20 protein-coding genes and 1 pseudogene are annotated in these 17,236 nt (G+C 52.3%); 9 read left to right on the top strand and 12 right to left on the bottom strand.

Going from position 1 to position 17,236, the window contains the following annotated elements; genetic code table 11:
• Window positions 1-106: 106 nt before the first annotated feature.
• A complete protein-coding gene (locus DHf2319_RS03410; RefSeq protein ID WP_243479394.1) occupies window positions 107-1,750 on the bottom strand; it encodes an MFS transporter in 1,644 nt (547 codons plus the stop codon).
• A gap of 89 nt (window positions 1,751-1,839) precedes the next feature.
• Window positions 1,840-2,310, bottom strand: a complete 471-nt coding sequence (locus DHf2319_RS03405; protein ID WP_243479393.1) for a universal stress protein — start codon at window positions 2,308-2,310, stop codon at window positions 1,840-1,842.
• Between the two features lie 293 nt (window positions 2,311-2,603).
• Here DHf2319_RS03405 and DHf2319_RS03400 point away from each other — a divergent pair, with 293 nt between their 5' ends.
• A complete protein-coding gene (locus tag DHf2319_RS03400) occupies window positions 2,604-3,167 on the top strand; it encodes a hemerythrin domain-containing protein (protein ID WP_243479392.1) in 564 nt (187 codons plus the stop codon).
• Between the two features lie 18 nt (window positions 3,168-3,185).
• Here the strand turns inward: DHf2319_RS03400 and DHf2319_RS13150 are convergent.
• Window positions 3,186-3,290 (bottom strand): annotated as a pseudogene (locus tag DHf2319_RS13150) (reverse transcriptase domain-containing protein); the annotation flags it as partial.
• On the opposite strand from DHf2319_RS13150, the gene DHf2319_RS13145 reads away from it, so the two are divergent.
• From DHf2319_RS13145 to DHf2319_RS03385, 3 genes are all read left to right on the top strand, one after another.
• Window positions 3,244-3,393, top strand: a complete 150-nt coding sequence (locus DHf2319_RS13145) for a hypothetical protein (RefSeq protein WP_369810213.1) — start codon at window positions 3,244-3,246, stop codon at window positions 3,391-3,393. The pseudogene DHf2319_RS13150 and the gene DHf2319_RS13145 sit on opposite strands and share 47 nt — an antisense overlap.
• A 112-nt stretch (window positions 3,394-3,505) precedes the next feature.
• Entirely contained in the window at window positions 3,506-3,784 is a 279-nt protein-coding gene (locus DHf2319_RS03390) for a type II toxin-antitoxin system RelE/ParE family toxin (protein WP_243479391.1), read from the top strand.
• Between the two features lie 7 nt (window positions 3,785-3,791).
• Complete coding sequence (locus DHf2319_RS03385) at window positions 3,792-4,112, top strand: HigA family addiction module antitoxin (protein WP_243479390.1); 321 nt, start codon at window positions 3,792-3,794, stop codon at window positions 4,110-4,112.
• Between the two features lie 103 nt (window positions 4,113-4,215).
• On the opposite strand, the gene DHf2319_RS03380 is transcribed toward DHf2319_RS03385, so the two are convergent.
• A complete protein-coding gene (locus DHf2319_RS03380; RefSeq protein ID WP_243479389.1) occupies window positions 4,216-4,962 on the bottom strand; it encodes a response regulator in 747 nt (248 codons plus the stop codon).
• Window positions 4,959-6,818 carry a type IV pili methyl-accepting chemotaxis transducer N-terminal domain-containing protein gene (locus DHf2319_RS03375; protein ID WP_243479388.1) on the bottom strand — a complete coding sequence of 620 codons (1,860 nt, stop codon included), beginning with the start codon at window positions 6,816-6,818 and terminating at the stop codon, window positions 4,959-4,961. The genes DHf2319_RS03380 and DHf2319_RS03375 overlap by 4 nt, the downstream gene beginning before the upstream one ends.
• Before the next feature lie 434 nt (window positions 6,819-7,252).
• Here DHf2319_RS03375 and DHf2319_RS03370 point away from each other — a divergent pair, with 434 nt between their 5' ends.
• The 4 genes from DHf2319_RS03370 to DHf2319_RS03355 all read left to right on the top strand — a co-directional run bounded on the left by DHf2319_RS03370 (window position 7,253) and on the right by DHf2319_RS03355 (window position 11,805).
• Window positions 7,253-8,332 carry a helix-turn-helix domain-containing protein gene (locus tag DHf2319_RS03370; protein WP_243479387.1) on the top strand — a complete coding sequence of 360 codons (1,080 nt, stop codon included), beginning with the start codon at window positions 7,253-7,255 and terminating at the stop codon, window positions 8,330-8,332.
• Complete coding sequence (locus DHf2319_RS03365; protein ID WP_243479386.1) at window positions 8,307-8,831, top strand: PIN domain-containing protein; 525 nt, start codon at window positions 8,307-8,309, stop codon at window positions 8,829-8,831. Before DHf2319_RS03370 ends, DHf2319_RS03365 begins: the two co-directional genes overlap by 26 nt.
• 262 nt (window positions 8,832-9,093) lie before the next feature.
• Entirely contained in the window at window positions 9,094-10,383 is a 1,290-nt protein-coding gene (locus DHf2319_RS03360) for an NnrS family protein (RefSeq protein ID WP_243479385.1), read from the top strand.
• 147 nt (window positions 10,384-10,530) lie between these two features.
• Window positions 10,531-11,805, top strand: a complete 1,275-nt coding sequence (locus DHf2319_RS03355; RefSeq protein WP_243479384.1) for an NAD(P)H-dependent flavin oxidoreductase — start codon at window positions 10,531-10,533, stop codon at window positions 11,803-11,805.
• Here the strand turns inward: DHf2319_RS03355 and hutG are convergent.
• Both hutG and DHf2319_RS03345 read right to left on the bottom strand, forming a co-directional pair.
• The gene (hutG, locus tag DHf2319_RS03350; protein WP_243479383.1) at window positions 11,802-12,602 is read right to left on the bottom strand and encodes an N-formylglutamate deformylase; all 801 of its coding nucleotides are present in this window, start codon (window positions 12,600-12,602) and stop codon (window positions 11,802-11,804) included. The two genes, DHf2319_RS03355 and hutG, sit on opposite strands and share 4 nt — an antisense overlap.
• A 49-nt stretch (window positions 12,603-12,651) precedes the next feature.
• Entirely contained in the window at window positions 12,652-13,299 is a 648-nt protein-coding gene (locus DHf2319_RS03345; protein ID WP_243479382.1) for an outer membrane protein, read from the bottom strand.
• A gap of 391 nt (window positions 13,300-13,690) precedes the next feature.
• On the opposite strand from DHf2319_RS03345, the gene DHf2319_RS03340 reads away from it, so the two are divergent.
• Window positions 13,691-14,173 (top strand): rhodanese-like domain-containing protein, encoded by a 483-nt coding sequence (locus tag DHf2319_RS03340; protein WP_243479381.1) that lies wholly within the window; start codon window positions 13,691-13,693, stop codon window positions 14,171-14,173.
• A gap of 30 nt (window positions 14,174-14,203) precedes the next feature.
• Here DHf2319_RS03340 and DHf2319_RS03335 read toward each other — a convergent pair whose 3' ends face one another.
• The 5 genes from DHf2319_RS03335 to DHf2319_RS03315 all read right to left on the bottom strand — a co-directional run bounded on the left by DHf2319_RS03335 (window position 14,204) and on the right by DHf2319_RS03315 (window position 17,231).
• Window positions 14,204-14,437: a (2Fe-2S)-binding protein gene (locus DHf2319_RS03335; RefSeq protein ID WP_243479380.1), complete on the bottom strand. Its 234-nt coding sequence runs from the start codon at window positions 14,435-14,437 to the stop codon at window positions 14,204-14,206.
• An 11-nt stretch (window positions 14,438-14,448) separates the two neighbouring features.
• Window positions 14,449-14,928: a bacterioferritin gene (bfr, locus tag DHf2319_RS03330; RefSeq protein WP_243479379.1), complete on the bottom strand. Its 480-nt coding sequence runs from the start codon at window positions 14,926-14,928 to the stop codon at window positions 14,449-14,451.
• A gap of 13 nt (window positions 14,929-14,941) precedes the next feature.
• On the bottom strand, window positions 14,942-15,409 hold the full coding sequence (bfr, locus tag DHf2319_RS03325) for a bacterioferritin (protein WP_243479378.1): 468 nt from the start codon (window positions 15,407-15,409) through the stop codon (window positions 14,942-14,944).
• A 331-nt stretch (window positions 15,410-15,740) separates the two neighbouring features.
• Window positions 15,741-16,724 (bottom strand): helix-turn-helix transcriptional regulator, encoded by a 984-nt coding sequence (locus tag DHf2319_RS03320; RefSeq protein ID WP_243479377.1) that lies wholly within the window; start codon window positions 16,722-16,724, stop codon window positions 15,741-15,743.
• Window positions 16,725-16,796: 72 nt separating this feature from the next.
• Window positions 16,797-17,231, bottom strand: a complete 435-nt coding sequence (locus DHf2319_RS03315) for a hypothetical protein (RefSeq protein WP_243479376.1) — start codon at window positions 17,229-17,231, stop codon at window positions 16,797-16,799.
• Window positions 17,232-17,236 lie beyond the last annotated feature (5 nt).

Here is a 17,236-nt window from a genome sequence, read left to right as displayed (position 1 = left end):
TATCCTTCGAGTGACTAGCTCAGCGCAAATAACGAGCTAGCCCGGTCTGTATAGGGGTAGTCCCAAAGAACTACCCTTTAGAACTATCCTGACTGTCAACGAACCCTTAGCCGGCCTTCAATCCTTTGCTGCCAAGCTGTTCGAGTGCTCGCTTCAATTCCTCGATTGACTTAAAACGCGCGGTCAGCGTGACTGCCTGACCACGCTCGGCCACTTCCACCCGCTCACTGCCCACGAGCAACTCGGTCGCCGAAGCCTGCAGATCTCGCTTGACTTTCGCTTCGGCAGCAATGGCTCTATCAACCGAGGAAATCACGTACTCGTCACCAAACCCGCCTTCGGGTTCCTTTAACCAGGCCGCACATACCAGCCAGCTGATAAACGCACCACCGGCGATAATGAAAAAGAACTGCGAGGGTGTGACGTACATGAAGACAAATAGATAGAACACCGCACCGACATTGCCGTAGGCACCGGCCATGCCAGATATCTGGCCAGTCAGGCGACGCTTGATCGACGGGATGATCCCAAAGGTCGCCCCTTCGGCACCCTGCACAAAAAATGAACAAGCCACGGTGATGACGACTGCGATGACCAGCGGCCACTTGCTGTTTAAAAGCCCCATCAACGCAAATCCAATCGCAATGCCCAACATGTAAGCCAGCATCACAAAGCGACGATTACCAAACCGATCAGACACCAACCCACCCATGGGGCGGGCAAAGAGGTTTACGACTGCAAATGACGCCGCAATCAGGCCAGCGGCAGCCGCCGATAGGCCCCAGGTCTCTTCAAAGAACATCGGCAGCATCGAGACCACCGCGAGTTCAGCACCGAAGTTGGCGAAATAAGTGGTGTTTAGGGCAGCCACTGACTTAAAGGGATAGCGATCATCCTTAGGCACGCCTTTCTTTAGGAGCGGCAGGTTTACCCGCAGGGCCTGAACCAGTTGATAAACGATGACCACCCCGATGGCGAAGTAGCAAATGGTGGCGGTTAATGGGTCAATAAAGCCGGTGTTTTGTACGCGCCAAACCAAGATGCCAAGAATACCAACTAGCGGGATCGTAAAGAGCAGTAGCAGCACCAAGTCGCCATAAGAAGACACTTCAAGTGCTGCAGCCTTGCGAGGTTTCTTGTGGGTATCTGCGGTTGGCCCATCGGTAATGGCGAACCAGTAAAAAATGCCATAAAGACCCATAAATACGCCAGAAGTAGCAATCGCCCAACGCCAGCCATCGTCACCGCCAAACATGGTCAGTGCAATCGTCGGCAAGGTCATCGCGGCAGCTGCCGAACCAAAGTTGCCCCAGCCTGCGTAAAAGCCCTCAGCAAACCCAATATCACGGGGCTTAAACCACAAGGCAGTCATGTGGATACCAACCACAAAGCTGGCACCCACTGAGCTCAACACCAGCCGAGATATAAAAAGCTGTTCACGCGTGTCGCCAAACGCAAACACGAGCGTGGGCAGCGCCATCAACACCATCAGTACAGAGAACACTCGCCTTGGGCCAAATCGGTCTAACGCCATGCCCACGATAATGCGCGCCGGAATAGTGAGTGCCACGTTGGCAATCGCAAACAGACGAATATCGTCGCGCGTTAGCCAATCGGCACTTTTAAGCATCGATGACGCCAATGGCGCCATGTTGAACCAGACGTAAAAACAGATAAAGAAAGCAATCCAGGTCAGGTGCAGAGCCTTGATTTCTGGGCTTTTAAACTTGAAGACATCACTGACTTGCATCGCGAGCCTCTCTTAAAGATAAAAATGAAAACAAACCATCATGTGGTCAAGCGGATTTCGGATTAATCCACCAACGAAGATCTTGCTGGCTACTCGCGACGCTCGTGGGTGGGAACAATCAGCAACGGACACATCACCCGGCGCGCCAAGAACGCACTGACTGAGCCAAATGTCATGTGATCAAACTCTTCAACCAATGCGTCGATACGGCGGGTGATGAAGTTGCCATCGGGCTTGAATGAATGACGTGCCATGACCAGCATGTCGGGCTTGCGTTCTTCAGTAGCCCGCAGAATCATCTTGCGCGCGTCGCCTTCGGCAAACAGCACTTTGGTGGCAAAGCCTGCTGCTGTCAGTTCAGCCGCGGCCTGTTCGGTGCCCGCTTTTTGTTCGGCAAATTGGGCTTCGAAGAGCTCGTCGGCTGCGCCCGTGGCGCTGCCAGGCTCTTCAATGACCGAGATCAGGGTGATGTCGGGCTTTTGCAGGTCAAAGAGCTGCTTGACCGCTTCTAGCGCGATACGGGAGTTTCGCGAGTGGTCATACGCCAGCATGATGTTCATGGTGTGCCTCTTATTGATTGCGCAGCGCGCGGTTGTGTCGGCTAGCAAACACCGCAAAGCCGACATGGATCCATCTCAAAAATTCACACATGAACTTTGCGGGTATTTGCTAACCCTGCCCATCCTTCCTTGGCACGACGTGGTGCAGGAAATGGAACTACTACCTGGTGACTGATCCAATGGCTACCCTACTGATTCACCTAGTTCCAAAGGATCATTGGCACAGCTAGCCGCAATTGCCACAATGGCACTATCGCCAAACAAACCAGCCATCAGGCGAGGACTCTTTCTACATGGCCACCTCATTTGTGGGATTTGACGCAATCACTGCGAGCACCGATGATCCGGTGGGTATGTTGTCTGCCTGCCACGGGCGTGTGCGCAAGCAGTGCGCCACGCTTAAGGCGCTTATGCCGCACTTGCAGGACAAAGGTGCCGATGATGAAGCGGCAGCTGCCGCACACCGTGTGATGCGATATTTTGATGAGGCGGCAGTACACCACCATGCTGACGAGGAAGAGGATTTGTTTCCCAGACTAGTGAAAGCGCTGCAAACGAGCACACTAGGGGCCGCTGAAAAAAATGACGTTCAAGCCCTTATAAGTCGCCTGCGACAGGAACACGCCAGCTTGGGGACTGCGTGGCAAACAGTCAGGACATATCTATTGAAGGTGCGTTCACATCAGTTGCCTGATTTGGCGGCAATGCGACCGCTCATTGAGAGCTTTACAAAAGCCTATGAAGCACACACCGCTCTAGAGGACGAGCAATTGTTACCTTTGGCTGCTCGCATGCTCGAGGCGAGCGCGCTTGAGTCGCTTGGCCAGCAGATGAAGGCCCGCCGGCAATCGGGCTAAGGACTAACGGGATTAACAATCATCGGCATAGCGTGCGAATCGATGCCCATAATTTTGTAGGTCCTGATCCACTTCATTGAACAGCACATTAGCCAGAAGCGCAGACAGTGGCACACCGCAGGGCTGTTCATACGCAGCTGCACATTACCCGCCTTACGGCGTTCCCTGCGACCTGCCCATGGCTACGCCATTCGCCATGATTCCAGCCTTTAAGGATCAAAAGTGAGGCGAATTGACCACCGTTTCACCTCGAGAAATGTTGCACGAAACGACAAAAAACAAAAAGAACAAAAAAGAACAAAACTTGATGCGCGTAGCGCTACAGGCTACAATTAGCCATGATTAAAAGTTTCAAGCACAAAGGCATCGAACGGTTCTTTAAAACCGGATCTAAAGCAGGTATACAAGCAGTGCATGCTCCCAGGCTAGCTCGTCAATTATCTGCTCTAAATGCTGCCAGGAAAGCCGAAGACATGAATCGTCCAGGATGGGATTGGCATTTATTAAAAGGCTCGCTAGCTGGACATTGGTCGGTCAGTGTCAATGGCAATTGGCGTCTGACCTTCACATTTGATAACGGTGATGCCGTGCTTGTCGATTATCAGGACTATCATTGAGATGCGGATGAATACCATGTTTAACCCCCCTCACCCCGGACTAACATTGCGGGATGACATTCTTCCTGCCCTCGGACTTACGGTGAGTAAAGCCGCAACCCAGTTGGATGTTGACCGCACTACCTTGTCCAAGGTACTGAACGGTCGTGCAGCCATTAGCCCTGGGATGGCCTTGCGTATAGAACGCTGGCTTGGTCGAGATAACGGTGGCGCCGCTGAAGTCTGGCTAGACCAACAGACAGCCTACGACCTCTGGCAAGCAAGGCAGGCCGCGAAATCCTCGAAAACCCTCTCGGGCGTAAAGGCAGTGCGTCTACAGTTGGCCTAATCAAGGGGTGAAATCTAAAAAATTTCAGCCAACTCTCGCTGACTGGGGTTTTATTTTGGGTGGGTTGCACGGGGACTATAGCCCGGGACCAACGAATTAAAAACTATAGCCCTCGCGTGGTGGCATAGACCGCCGCATGCACGCGGTTGCTGATGTTGAGCTTACGCAGAATATGCTGCACGTGAATCTTGACCGTGGTCTCGGCAATATCGAGCTCGCGCGCGATGTGCTTGTTGCTATTGCCACATGCGATCAAGCGCAGGATTTCGGTTTCGCGTGGTGACAAATCATGGATCGGGTCGTTAGCCTGAACCACCATTTCAGCAGGCTGCACATCAGTTGCCAGTTGAACTGTGTCGGGGGCTGGTGCTTGTAGCCCATCATCTTGTGGCATATTGCGCAACAGCCCCACGAGCTTGGTCATCATCTCGGGACTGATGATGGTGTCGCCTGAAACAATTTTTTCTACCGAATCGGCCAAATCCTCGGTGTTAATGGTCTTAAGCAAGTAACCTGCAGCACCGGCCCTGATGGCCGCAGCTAGGTCATCAGGACTTTCACTGACAGTTAACATCAGCACCTGGCACTTGGGTGCGATTTTTTTAAGGCTGCCAATGGCAGCAATGCCCGTTAACCCTGGCATATGGTTATCCAACAAGATGGCATCGGGCTGCAGTTTGTCTGCGGCGTCAAGCGCAGCCTCGGCATTCTCGGCCTCACCCACAATAGAAAACCGTCGGTCTTGTGACAGCAATGCGATCAGGCCACGCCGAAACAAGGCATGGTCATCTACAATCAAAAGGCGAATCGGATAAGCGATCTCTGTATCCATGGTGGTCGTGTCTCTCATTGCTCAAGCTCTATTAGCACCGTACTGCCCACGTTTGGTTCAGACTGAATATCGATTTTTGCGCCAATGCGTTCAGCGCGTTCACGCATGATTTGCAGACCCACATGGGTATCGGTGTTCTGGGCTTCGCGTTGGGTAAAGCCAACCCCATTATCGCGCACAGCAAATCGCCAGGGCGTACCTTTCTTGATGTCAACGGTGACCTCCGTTGCTTTGGCGTGCTTGCGCACGTTCGATAGTGCTTCCTGAATTACGTGCAGAAGCTGCAGTTGCGTGTCTGAATGCAGCGGCACGCCATGGCCAGTGACATTTAGTCGAGTATGAATACCACTTTGGTGCTCGAATTTGCTTAATGTGATCTCTACGGCCTGCTCGATATCTTCACTGTTGGTGCGGGTGCGGAAATGCACCAGAAGCTCACGCACGTCGTTGGTGCTTTCTTTGACCCCGGTGTCGATTTCTTCAATGATCTGCATCACCTGCGCTGACTCACAGTTACCCATGGCCTGACGCAACAGGCTGACTTGAATCTTTAGGAAGGCAAGTGACTGCGCAATAGAGTCGTGTAACTCACGCGCTAACATCGCGCGCTCTTCGCTCACTGCTGCTTCCCTGAGCAATGCACTGGCGCGCAGGCTTTCGACTGCACTGGCCAAGTGCCCTGCCAAAGCGTCGTACAAAGCCTGGTCTTCGTCAGAGAATTCGGGCGCTTCATGGAAAAACAAATCCACCTCACCCATCACCTGCCGGTTTAGACGAATCGGCACGCTAATAAGCGACTTGTAGCCAGCTTTGGCGCAATTGCCCAAAAGCCTGTCATCCTCTGCAATGATAGGGATCACACGCGAGCGGGCAGTTTCTTGGGGCTGGCCACAGGCGCAGACACCGGGCTCCAGACATCGCTCTTCATTGATCAACTCCTCTGGCAACGCGTCGCTTGCCAGCATCATGTAGCGCGCATTGGCTTCGTCGCTCCAGCGCACCGCAGCCGCTGCCGCCCCGCTTAATTGACGAACCTTTTGTGCGAAACCACGCGCGAGTTCTTCCACGGTATTTGGTTCCACCAAGAAAGTGGCCATGTCGTAAAGCGCCTGCAGGCGAACCTGCTTGCCCTCAAGGTCACGGGTTTTGTCTTGAACCTTGCGCTCCAGATGACCGTAGAGTTGTTGCAAGGTCTGAGTCATGTGATTAAACCCGTTGGCGAGCTCTTCAAATTCGCGCGGCCCACCGACATCTACCCGAGCAGAGAAGTCCCCCTCATCAACCCGCTGCATTGCAAGCGTGAGCCTGCGCAAAGGCTGAATCACGAACAGATAACCAACATACATGGTTATAAGGGCAGCGGCCACGGCCAACGCCATCATGAAAAATTGAAATAGGTTTAAGAGTGCCGTGTAGTGCGCGAGCTTTGTTTCAATGGTGGTGACTAAGCCGTCGATCTCGGTTACAAATGATTCAACCAGCGCAGTGACCTCGGACAAGTTCGCTTGCGAGTCAGCACGCCAAACCCGGTCAAGCTCGTGCCAGGCAACGGTCAACTCGCCAAACTGCTTCTGAAGCGCCTCATCCCACGGCACAAACAGTGGCCGGGTACGATCACCATCTCGCAGCAACGTCATGCTGCGGTCAAACTGCTCGATACGCCGCTCAATCTCAGCCGGCGGTGTTTGCGCTTGCCACAAACTCGTCAAGCGCCAGGCCTGCATGCGTAGACGCCCTGCTTCGTTGACCGCCGCCGCACCACCGTCTAGTTGATGCGTGATCCATAGGGTCACTCCGATGGACATCAAGGCCAACAGCAATAAAGCAGCGCCAAGCGCAAGTAGTCGAGCGGAAAGAGAATTAAGCCAACGCATGCTGTAACCAAACAATTGACCTACATCATAAACAGCAACGGCGTGATCTCCCAAGGTTTTTACGGGACAAATGACACCAATAGTTCTTTAGAACGATACCGAATAACAACAGCATCGCTGCCCTGCAAGGCATGTCTTGAGAGGATCTAAGAAGTCACAAGCATCATCGAGCGCACGTGACGCCGCTTCAATCCGATCGATCCTTACAGTTAGGCATGGAAAAGCAGCAGAAGGTCTTAATCACTGCGATGGCTGAAATGAGCCTCACAACTACGATAAGCCAGAGAAAAATTGGTTTACAATTAAATAAAAAATTAGTATTTTTGTAAACAAATCAAAAAAGCTGCTCTATACGAAGCATGAAAAAGCTGCCACAAAAACAAGCTGTCTCATCCACACGATCCTAGCTAATTGCATCCAGGAGATCTCTCGTCATGTTTGGCACTCGTTTGCATCGGGCACGTAAGTCCGCGGGCTTGTCGCTACGGGATTTGGGTGCCTTGGTGGGCGTTTCACATGCCGCCATCAAAAAGTACGAAGACGGCATTGCCATGCCTTCGTCCGGTATCCTGATACGCCTATCACAGGCGTTGAAGGTTCGCGCCGAGTATTTCTTTCGGCCTGAGTTTCTGACACTAGAAGCCATCGAGTATCGCAAGCACAGCTCACTGCCAAAGAAGCGATTGCAAGCGATTACCCATGAGGTGATTGATCAGATAGAGCGGCGACTTGAACTAGAAAACCTCTTCCCCCAATCGCCCATCAAAGCTTTCGGTGGCATCGATAGACTGCCCCAGAAAATCAAACACCTCGACTCGATCGAAGATGTGGCGGTCACTGTACGTCAGGCGTGGCAACTCGGTTTGAATCCTATTGCGGATTTGATCGATGTTTTGGAAACCAACGGCATCCGTGTTTTCATGATCGATACCGATGCCGACAAGAAATTCGATGGACTCGCGGCTCAAGTCAACGGCATGCCAATTGCCGTTGTTAGCCGCAACTGGCCGGGTGACCGTCAGCGTTTTACATTGGCGCATGAACTCGGCCATTTGATCCTTCAAGGTCGGCTTGCGACTGGACTGGATGAAGAGAAAGCCTGCAATCGCTTCGCAGGTTCATTTTTATTACCGCGCGATTCGCTCCTGCGCGAAATGGGCGAACACCGAAATGCGCTAGAGGTCAAAGAGCTGGCTCTACTCAAAGAAGAGTTTGGTCTGTCGATGATGAGCATTTTGTGGCGGGCATTGGAGCTTGACATCATCTCCCCGGCGTACCGGGAAGAGCAAGTCAAATTGTTTCGTGCCAATGGTTGGGACATCAAAGAGCCTGGGGCCGACTATCCGAGCGAGAAAGCACACGTTTTTGAACAAATGGTATTTCACGCGCTTGCCGAGCAGTACATCGGTGAATCCAAAGCAGCCGAGTTAATGGGTATGTCTCTCGTTCAGTTTCGTAGTGTTCGGGAAATGCAGGTGAACGTGGGGTGTGCAGTTGCTGCTGTTGATCAGTGATGCCAATATTTTGATAGACGTAGAAGAAGGTGATCTTGTAGTACCAATGTTCAGTTTGGGTTACCAATTTGCAGTTCCCGACATTTTGTATGTGGAAGAACTGCAACAAAGGCATGCTCACCTCTTAGAAGTAGGTCTTCAAATCATGAGTCTGTCTGCGCAGGCTCTGAGTCAAGCTCAGGCGCTGAGCCAACGTTACCGCAGGCCAAGCCGCAATGACCTGTTCGCGCTGGCCTTGGCCCAGAACAAACAGTGCCCACTGCTCACAGGGGACGCAGCTTTACGCCAGGCCGGCGAGGCCGAACAGGTTGTTGTGAAGGGAACTATTTGGTTAATCGAGCAGATGGTTCGGGAAAAACGAATCACCATCACCGTTGCGCGCGCAGCCTTGCAAAAAATGCGATCCACAGGTAGGCGCTTACCTTGGGAAAAAGCCGAAGGAGTGCTGACGGCACTAGAGGCCAATCGACATGTCGATCCCGATGTCGATAGCCGGTGACAGTAGCGATTGATTCGAGCAATACAGGCATCCTGTGTGCGCTGCAAGCCCATCGGCCTCAGGGGCTGCCACCAAAAAATTCAAACTACACATCAAACCTTTAGCGCGAGTGACCCCAATAGTTCTTTAGAACGATACCGAATAACAACAGCATCGTTCGTTTGCGGTTAGCCTGTGCTCAACCGAGGGATACCGCAATCTTTTGATCTGGCGCAAAGTCAGGTTTTATTGCTTCACGCGTCTATCCCTCTGGTTCAGGTTCATGAGTTCAATCCCCACCACGCCGCTCTCAACAAATGGCGTCACAACTGACCACCGCTGGCGTTGGTCTCATCTGTTGCGCGCGTCACATCGACTAGCCTTTGCCGCCGCCATGGTGGTGTTGATGGCAACTAGCATCTGGTGGGCGATTACCCTCGCAGCTCGTCTGGGTTGGATTGCTACTTGGCCCCTGGCGGCATCACCGACGCTGGCACACGGCACCATGATGACGTTTGGATTCCTGCCGCTGTTCTTCATCGGGTTTCTAAACACCGCCGGGCCCCGCTGGCTGGGTGTTAAAGAACCAACTGCGCACGATATCGTTTGGCCAGTTGGCTTGCAATTGGTTGGTTGGTTGCTGTGGGTCACTGGCAGCTTGTTTTCTCTGAGTGTCATGATCACCGGTGGCACCATTGCGTGGTTCGGACTTGCCTGGGCTTACCGCGATTTTGGTCGATTGGTTCGCAAGAGTACCGCCAAGGATCAAACCCACGGTCGTGCGGTGTTGACCGCAGGCCATGTTGGGACAGTGAGTCTGGCAGCGCTGATGGTTGCATTCGCACTCGATCAGTATGGGCTGGCCAGAGCGGCTTTGCTAACCGGGTTTTGGGGGTTTATTGCCGTGACGTTTGTGTCTGTTGCGCATCGCATGATCCCCTTCTTTACCGCGAGTGCCATGCCCATGGTCACAGTCTGGCGCCCCCACTGGGTGCTATATCTGCTCGTAACTGCCTTGGCAGCAAACTTGGTCCCCACCTGGATGCAAGTCGGGGGCGTCGAGTCAGCCGTCGTGGACGTGTCGGTCAACTTTTGGTTGTTGGTCAGTGGGCTGATCGTGATTTGGCTAGCGATTATCTGGGGCTTGATCAAGGCAGTCTCAAACCGCTTGCTGGTGATGCTGCACATCGGCTTTGTCTGGCTGGGGCTAAGTTTCTTGCTGGTTTCGGTTGGTCACTTCTGGTCCTGGACCACAGGCACACCCGACTGGTCACTTGGCGCCTTGCATGCGACCACCATGGGGTTTGTCGGGTCGCTCACCATGGCCATGATCACCAGAGTGTCATGTGGCCACAGTGGACGAGCCCTGAAGGCTGATGGCTTGATGTGGACTTTGTTTTTACTGTTGCAAGCCATCGTCGTTTTGCGCATCAGTGCCGACATGACCATGAGCATCTGGTCGTTACGGCTATTGTCTGCGGCAAGCATCGGTTGGACTGCAATCTTTATGGTCTGGGGAATTCGATTGCTCAGCTGGTATGGCAAGCCCAGACGGGACAACCAGCCTGGATAGGCTAGGCGTGAATCGATGTTGGATATGAGGCTCAGGTTTGTTGAAAGTTTGTTTGAAGCACACTTGATATACCTCAATCGCAAACCCCCGCAAGCATCGTAAACAAGGGTTTAATCAGTTCATCGCAATCAAGGTAGCGTACACACCATGTCATCGATTTCTGCCAGCTTGTCTGGTCACGCAACAAATCTCACCAATCTTCTGAAGCTCAACTTCAACCTCGTCGATAGCCTGCAGTCACTCGCGCAACGTAGCGGTTTAGAACTGCTCACCCTAAACAACAAAACCCTCTTGCCCATCGTACAAGGCGGCATGGGTGTCGGTGTCTCGGCAAGTCGCTTGGCTGGCACCACAGCCAGATTTGGTGCCATGGGCACCATCTCTTCCGTTGATTTGCGTCGATTGCACGCTGACCTCTGGGAGCAAACCCGTCATCTGGAAAAAGAGTCCAATGCGCGTGAACTGATTGACCAAGCTAATCTGGTAGCACTCGATCGGGAAATCAAAAAGGCCCGTTCCATCTCGCAAGGCAATGGCTTAATTGCTGTGAACGTGATGAAAGCACTGAGCGCCTATGACATCTATGTCACCCAGGCACTGCAAAGTGGCGCCGATGCGGTGGTGGTGGGCGCTGGTCTGCCGCTAGACCTTCCCGATCTGGCGCAAGACTTCCCCAAAGCCGCACTGATTCCGATCCTGTCAGATGCCCGCGGCGTACAACTCGTCATCAAGAAATGGATGAAGAAGAACCGTCTGCCGAGTGCCATCGTGCTCGAACATCCCCGCTTGGCTGGTGGTCACTTAGGTGCTGCCAAGATCAGCGATCTGGACTCCGAGCGATTTGAATTCGACATCGCGATTCCACAAATCGTCGAAGCATTCCGCGAGCTAGGCATAGAAGGTCAGATCCCGTTGATTGCAGCCGGTGGCATCAGCAGCCTCACCGACATCAAACGCCTACAGTCACTGGGGGCTAGTGCCGTGCAGTTGGGCACCGCCTTTGCAGTCACGCAAGAATGCGATGCCAACGACAATTTCAAGCAGGTGTTAGCTCGAGCCAAGCCAGAGGACATTGTTGAGTTTATCAGCGTCGCGGGGCTGCCCGCGCGCGCGGTTAAAACGCCGTGGCTAGAAAAATATGTCCGTATTGAACCCATCCTAAAACAACGTGCTCACGCTAAAGAACGCTGCAATATGGCGTTTGATTGCTTGGCTCACTGCGGCTTGCGTGATGGCAAATCAGACATGGGTCAGTTCTGCATAGACCAACAACTTGGCCACGCCCTAGATGGTGATGTGCAGAGGGGTCTGTTCTTTCGGGGCAAGGGAAAATTGCCATTTGGCTCGGAGATCCGACCAGTGCAGGATCTATTGGCCTGGCTCTTAAGTGGGGTCAGACCCGTCACCTCTTTGACAAATTAACGGACAAGCTTAAGGACTGCATCTAGCGCGGACTGAACCATGCCTTGAACGACTGGTTTGACTCGGTCGGCTAGATCGGATCGGTAGTCAAATGGCGCGTCTTCATTCATATAGGTCGACTGACACATTTCAAGTTGGACTGTGTGCACCCCGTTCTCAGGATCGCCAAAGTAACGGGTGTTATAGCCACCCTTGAAGCGACCGTTAAGCGCAAATGTGTAGTCACATGATGTCAAGCTTGTTTCAATGGCTTCTAGCACAGTCGCATGGGCGCTCTTTCCAGCATGGGTGCCTATGTTCAGGTCTGGCAGTTTGCCCTCAAATAAACGTGGCAGCACACTGGCAATCGAATGTGCCTCCCACACCAGAACCTGCCCATGCTCAGATCTCAGCCGGTTAATTTCATCAGCCAGTTTGTCATGGTAAGGGTGCCAATATCTGACTAACCGGTCGTTACGTTCATGTTCATCCGGTTCAGTTGAGTCGAGATAAATAGGCTCACCGCGAAACGTTAGTTGGGGGAATAGCCCGGTCTTGGTTTGACCTGGATAGAGCGTTTCGTCGTTCGGTGGGCGATTCAGATCAACCACGAAACGGGAGTATCGTGCCATCAGAAAACTCGCACCCATCCCATTTGCGAAGTCATACAACATATCGAGGTGCCAATCCGTGTCCGCTAATTGACGACCCACCGGAGTCATCTTGGCAAAGAGATCTGGCGGGACTTCGACACCCATGTGGGGAATAGAGATTATCAGTGGCGCATTGCCCGGTTTGAATACATATGACGCTGGCATCGCAATATCCTAGAGTTGACCGCAGATAGTTGGCATCAGAGAGCAGACTTTAAAACCGGTAGCCCAGACCAATAAAAGCATTAATAGCACTGGTGTCAGCCGAACCCTCAATTGGCACTGATCTCACCACACCAGGCGCAACCGTGACATCAGCCGTGCTCGTGAAGTTAAGCCTGTCAACTTCAGAGTAGCGTAACTCGGCATAAGCAAACAAACCACGGGTGATGTTGACTTTGGCACCGATACCCGCAAAGTAGGCGTTAAGCCAGGTTTTATAGCTTGGCTGTCCAACGCCTTGTTCAACCGTAGTGGGCACATTGGCCCATCCAAAACGTAAGTAGCCCAACACCGTCTCATTAAACTGGTAACCCGGGCTAATGGACAGCGCGTATTGACCACTCTTTGGGTAGTAATCGAACTGCGCGCCTAGTGACATTCGGTTGGCAAACACATGGGTGTAATCAAGTCCCACTAGCCAGAACGAACCATTCGTCTTCTCCGTGCGAGAAGGTAAGGTTATGTTGGTGCCTTGCACACGCAAGTTCTCGCCTTTAATAGTGGTGTGCTGATAACCAGTTGCGGTGTACAAGGACAAACCCGTGAATCCCTTGTCCGAAGAAGCGCCTAGCCCAGCCTCGGACGCAAACACATTACCTGCGAGCAAAGCTAGCCCGCACAACGGGGCACGAAGCAACATAGTGGGTTTTAAACGGGTAGGCGCAAACATCATAAATAAATTGTATCTGTCGGCGTCAGAAACTTTTGCTTTCACCACAAATAGTCAATTGTTACATCGGCTTCACGGCTGCACCTGACTCCAAAGGCTTAGATTCAGGTCACTCGCTGCCACTGCCTGCCAAATGAAGACCGCCTTCAATTGAACAAATTTGAAGGGAGTGCCTAGAATACTTAATTTTTTAGCGCATGACTGTCCATTTGATTGCAAGGTTAGACGAAGCGGCAAGCTAAACAGAATGACTCTCCGTGATCGACGATGAGCAGCCTCGACCTTGGCGTCCTTGAATTCGGCGAAGCTTTACAATCGGACTGAATCGTAGAAAAAGCCTCAAGAACCGGAGACATGAATAATGCAGTTCAAACTAGCTTTGGGTAAATCTTTTCGAACCATCCCGCTGGCAACTGCGCTGTTGTTTGCAGCAAGTTTCACGGCCTATGCCCAGAATCCGGCAGCCGTTGATGAGATGGCTGGCTACATGGACTTCATTGAGTATGGTGGTGGGGTTATTTTTGCTGAGCAAATCCCAAAAGCGGAGTATGAGAACATCATGGTGATCGATGCTCGCGATGCGAATCAATTTGCCAAGGAACATATCCCCGGTGCGGTCAACATCGAGTGGCGTCAAGTCCTAAATGAACGAGACAACATCCCCACCGACAAAATGGTACTGATCTACTGCAATACCGGCAGTCTATCAGCCCAAGCAGGATTTGCGCTGCGCGTTGCCGGCCACGAGAATGTACGCATCTTGCAAGGCGGCTTCGAAGAGTGGAAGGCCAAGGGTGGGTTTGAAGCCAACGCCCGCGCGGCAGGTCAAACACCCAAGGAATAAACAACCCAATAGATGATGGCTAAACCGCCATTATGCGGGCAAGCCCAAGTCGCTGAATTTGCCGAGGTGACTCAAGTTGCTTAGATCAACCTGTTCAATCAGCGCTTTACGCTCGCGCAGACAACGCTTGACGTCGCAAGCGCACTGACAGCAATCGGCGGCGACGTTCAACTCGCGACGCAGATCTTTGACCGACCTCGCACCACGATCCACCGCATCATGAATGTCGCGTTCAGTTATACCGGCGCAGTTGCATACGTACATGGCCTTACCTTTCAGTCATCACCCTCGATCTGGGTCTGGAGGTAGTTTGCCAGCCCCATGGTGTCAATCAATGACAAGCGTGTCTCAAGTTGGTCAATATTGTCTTCACAGGACTGCATCAAATCACGCAGCATTTGCTCACTGGCAAAATACTGCAATTCACCCGTGATCTGTATTGCCGCTTCAATCGCTTTGTGCTGTGAAGTAAGCTCATAATTCAGATCGCCCTTCAATGCTTCGTGCACATTCTCGCCAATCTGCAGCTTGCCTAGGCTCTGAAGATTCGGCAGCCCCTCAAGAAACAGGATGCGCTCAATCAGCTTATCTGATTCCTTCATGAGCCTGATCGAGGTCTTGTAGTGGGACTTGTTCAAACCCTCAAATCCCCAGTTGGCAAACATGCGGGCGTGCAGGAAGTACTGGTTGATGCCGGTCAACTGGCTTTTTAAGACAGTGTTCAGTGCGGTAATGATCTTGCGGTCGGCTTTCATCTCGGCTACCCAATCACAGCTGGCTTTGGAGATAGTTTTGCAGGCCCATGAGCTCAATCTGGCGAAGTTGCTTTTCCAGGAAGTAGGCGTGATCCATTTCGGTGTCATCAAGCTGAGTCACCAAGGCCTCGCGCGTCACAAAATCTCCCGCCTTCTCGCATTCGGCGATCGCCGCTTTCAGATTCTTGGCAACCCGATACTCGACATCCAAATCTGACTTCAGCATCGCGGGCACGTCTTTACCGATATTCAAATCCTCACGCTTGGACAAATCGGGCTTTCCCTCTAAAAACAATATGCGCTGGATCATGGCACGTGCGTGCTCTTTCTCATGCTCAGATTCATGCAGGGTTTTTTCTGCCAGTTTGGTCAGGCCCATGTCGGCGTACATCTCGCCATGAATCAGGTACTGGTCGATTGCAGTCAACTCCCCAGCTAGCAGTTCATTCAGTGTCTTGATGATCTTGCTGTTGCCTTTCATTCAATGTCCTTTGGATATTTCGGGGCGGGTTGAGGGGTCGTTAGTGGGTTGTTGCAGCGTTCAGATCAGGCGGCCACCGTGACAAATGCTGTAAACGCCAGAGCCATGACGAGGAGCACCCCCACCGCGGCTAGCACGAGAGCCGATCTGCTCAAGGGTAAAACTGGCAGGTTGGTATTATGTTTCTCAGACTTGAGGTCTTTATCAGCTCGAATTGCAGCAAAAACCATACTCGCACCTTAATGCAATTGATATCGATTCCTATTTATATTCAAGTTTACTGAAAATCGCAAGCATTTCAACAAAATAGTGCGCAGTTTTATGCTTTGGGTCAGGAAACACCGTCATACAGCGATGCCATCGACCTGATGGCGTCAGCCACCTTGCCACGCAGGCCGTCCGGTGCTAGCACCTCCACATCGGCACCTTGCTTCAGAATATCCTGGATCAATTCCCAGTCCTGACCATAGGGCACATCTAAGACGTAGCTTCCGTCCGGCATCACAGTGCTAACTTGCTCAGGATGCCAGCGTTCTCGCGCCACCCAACGCGCACGAAACGGGCTGAACTTCAGCCTAGCAACCTGACGGCTAGGTCCATTGAAGATGCCGTAGCTGCTTTCAAAGAAGTTACTGACCTCAGCTTCATTCAAATCAACACATTGTTCTTGAAGCAAGTTTGCCAATCGAATAGCGTCGATCGAAAAGCTGCGCAAACCCTCGCGCAAGTGACAGTAGGCATCGAGGTACCAGTTATCACGGTAATACACCAAACGCTGTGGTGAGATGTCTCTGGACACAATTACATCAGACTGCCTGCCATAGTAGGCAATGTGCAAGCGGCGTCGCTTGAGCAGCCCATGGGCAATTAACTGGAAATGATCACTTGAGACCTGCCTTTGACCCATCGGGATAATCCGAATACGATTTAAGGCTTCTACAGCACTGCCTGTACCTTGCTCCAGAAGTTGCTCTAACCGCTCACGAAACGGCGCAATTCGTGGCGACAACAATCCCTCTGGCTCAAGTTGCGACATCAGCTCGATGATGGTTAACAACGCATGGATTTCCCTTTCACTGAACCAAACGCCCGGCAGTTCGTGGCCATCAACCTGACCCTCAAACCCCTCCAATCGATAGGACCGACTAGCACTATCCCAATTAACCGGAACCCCTAGACGATCCCTCAGATAGTCAAGATCTCGGCAAACGGTTGCGCGAGAAACTTCTAGCGCTTCGCATAGCTGCCGCATGGTGACTGAACGCCGTTGCCGCAAAAGGGTCTGGATTTTATAGAAACGCTCGGTGCGATCCATCGGACTTACCTGTCGTCAAATAATGCATTGCATATCTTTGGCTAATACGTGCTTAGGATATAGTGAAATGGATTAGTCGCCAATCAGCAACAGCCCGCCGTCGCCCATGGGCACAATCTCACTCGTGAACCCTTGACCATCGATGGCCGTAAACCCGCCGCCGGCCGCTGCACCGTTTGGCACGATCGGTACGACGTGAGCATCACCGATCACGGTGTAGCTGCCAGACCCATTTGAAAAAACAGACGTCACACCGTCGGGGCCCACAATGTTGTAGTTACCGTTGCCAAACTGATTGACTGTGGTGACGCCCTTGGGGCTGATGACGGTGTAACCGTTGCCGATGCGGTTAATCGTAGTTACACCCGAAGGGGAAGAAATTGTCGTGTTTGAACCATTGTTAAAAACAAACGTCTGCGCCTGAATCGGTGCATTGCATACGACTATCGCCATCGCGAGCGAAAAAGATGAAAACAGCACGAATTTACGCGTGGTCTTATGGGACATGGCAG

This window comes from Orrella daihaiensis (genome assembly GCF_022811525.1).
In the GTDB taxonomy this organism is placed as follows: Bacteria; Pseudomonadota; Gammaproteobacteria; order Burkholderiales; family Burkholderiaceae_B; genus Algicoccus; species Algicoccus daihaiensis.
The sequence above is the reverse complement of the archived record's forward strand: the minus strand, read 5'-3'. Positions and strand labels throughout refer to the sequence as shown.

Coding starts and splice junctions, on each gene's coding strand:
- DHf2319_RS03410 (WP_243479394.1), bottom strand. CDS start 1,750: ATGCAAGTCAGTGATGTCTTCAAGTTTAAAAGCCCAGAAATCAAGGCT.
- DHf2319_RS03405 (WP_243479393.1), bottom strand. CDS start 2,310: ATGAACATCATGCTGGCGTATGACCACTCGCGAAACTCCCGTATCGCG.
- DHf2319_RS03400 (WP_243479392.1), top strand. CDS start 2,604: ATGGCCACCTCATTTGTGGGATTTGACGCAATCACTGCGAGCACCGAT.
- DHf2319_RS03390 (WP_243479391.1), top strand. CDS start 3,506: ATGATTAAAAGTTTCAAGCACAAAGGCATCGAACGGTTCTTTAAAACC.
- DHf2319_RS03385 (WP_243479390.1), top strand. CDS start 3,792: ATGAATACCATGTTTAACCCCCCTCACCCCGGACTAACATTGCGGGAT.
- DHf2319_RS03380 (WP_243479389.1), bottom strand. CDS start 4,962: ATGAGAGACACGACCACCATGGATACAGAGATCGCTTATCCGATTCGC.
- DHf2319_RS03375 (WP_243479388.1), bottom strand. CDS start 6,818: ATGCGTTGGCTTAATTCTCTTTCCGCTCGACTACTTGCGCTTGGCGCT.
- DHf2319_RS03370 (WP_243479387.1), top strand. CDS start 7,253: ATGTTTGGCACTCGTTTGCATCGGGCACGTAAGTCCGCGGGCTTGTCG.
- DHf2319_RS03360 (WP_243479385.1), top strand. CDS start 9,094: ATGAGTTCAATCCCCACCACGCCGCTCTCAACAAATGGCGTCACAACT.
- DHf2319_RS03355 (WP_243479384.1), top strand. CDS start 10,531: ATGTCATCGATTTCTGCCAGCTTGTCTGGTCACGCAACAAATCTCACC.
- hutG (WP_243479383.1), bottom strand. CDS start 12,602: ATGCCAGCGTCATATGTATTCAAACCGGGCAATGCGCCACTGATAATC.
- DHf2319_RS03345 (WP_243479382.1), bottom strand. CDS start 13,299: ATGTTGCTTCGTGCCCCGTTGTGCGGGCTAGCTTTGCTCGCAGGTAAT.
- DHf2319_RS03340 (WP_243479381.1), top strand. CDS start 13,691: ATGCAGTTCAAACTAGCTTTGGGTAAATCTTTTCGAACCATCCCGCTG.
- DHf2319_RS03335 (WP_243479380.1), bottom strand. CDS start 14,437: ATGTACGTATGCAACTGCGCCGGTATAACTGAACGCGACATTCATGAT.
- bfr (WP_243479379.1), bottom strand. CDS start 14,928: ATGAAAGCCGACCGCAAGATCATTACCGCACTGAACACTGTCTTAAAA.
- bfr (WP_243479378.1), bottom strand. CDS start 15,409: ATGAAAGGCAACAGCAAGATCATCAAGACACTGAATGAACTGCTAGCT.
- DHf2319_RS03320 (WP_243479377.1), bottom strand. CDS start 16,724: ATGGATCGCACCGAGCGTTTCTATAAAATCCAGACCCTTTTGCGGCAA.
- DHf2319_RS03315 (WP_243479376.1), bottom strand. CDS start 17,231: ATGTCCCATAAGACCACGCGTAAATTCGTGCTGTTTTCATCTTTTTCG.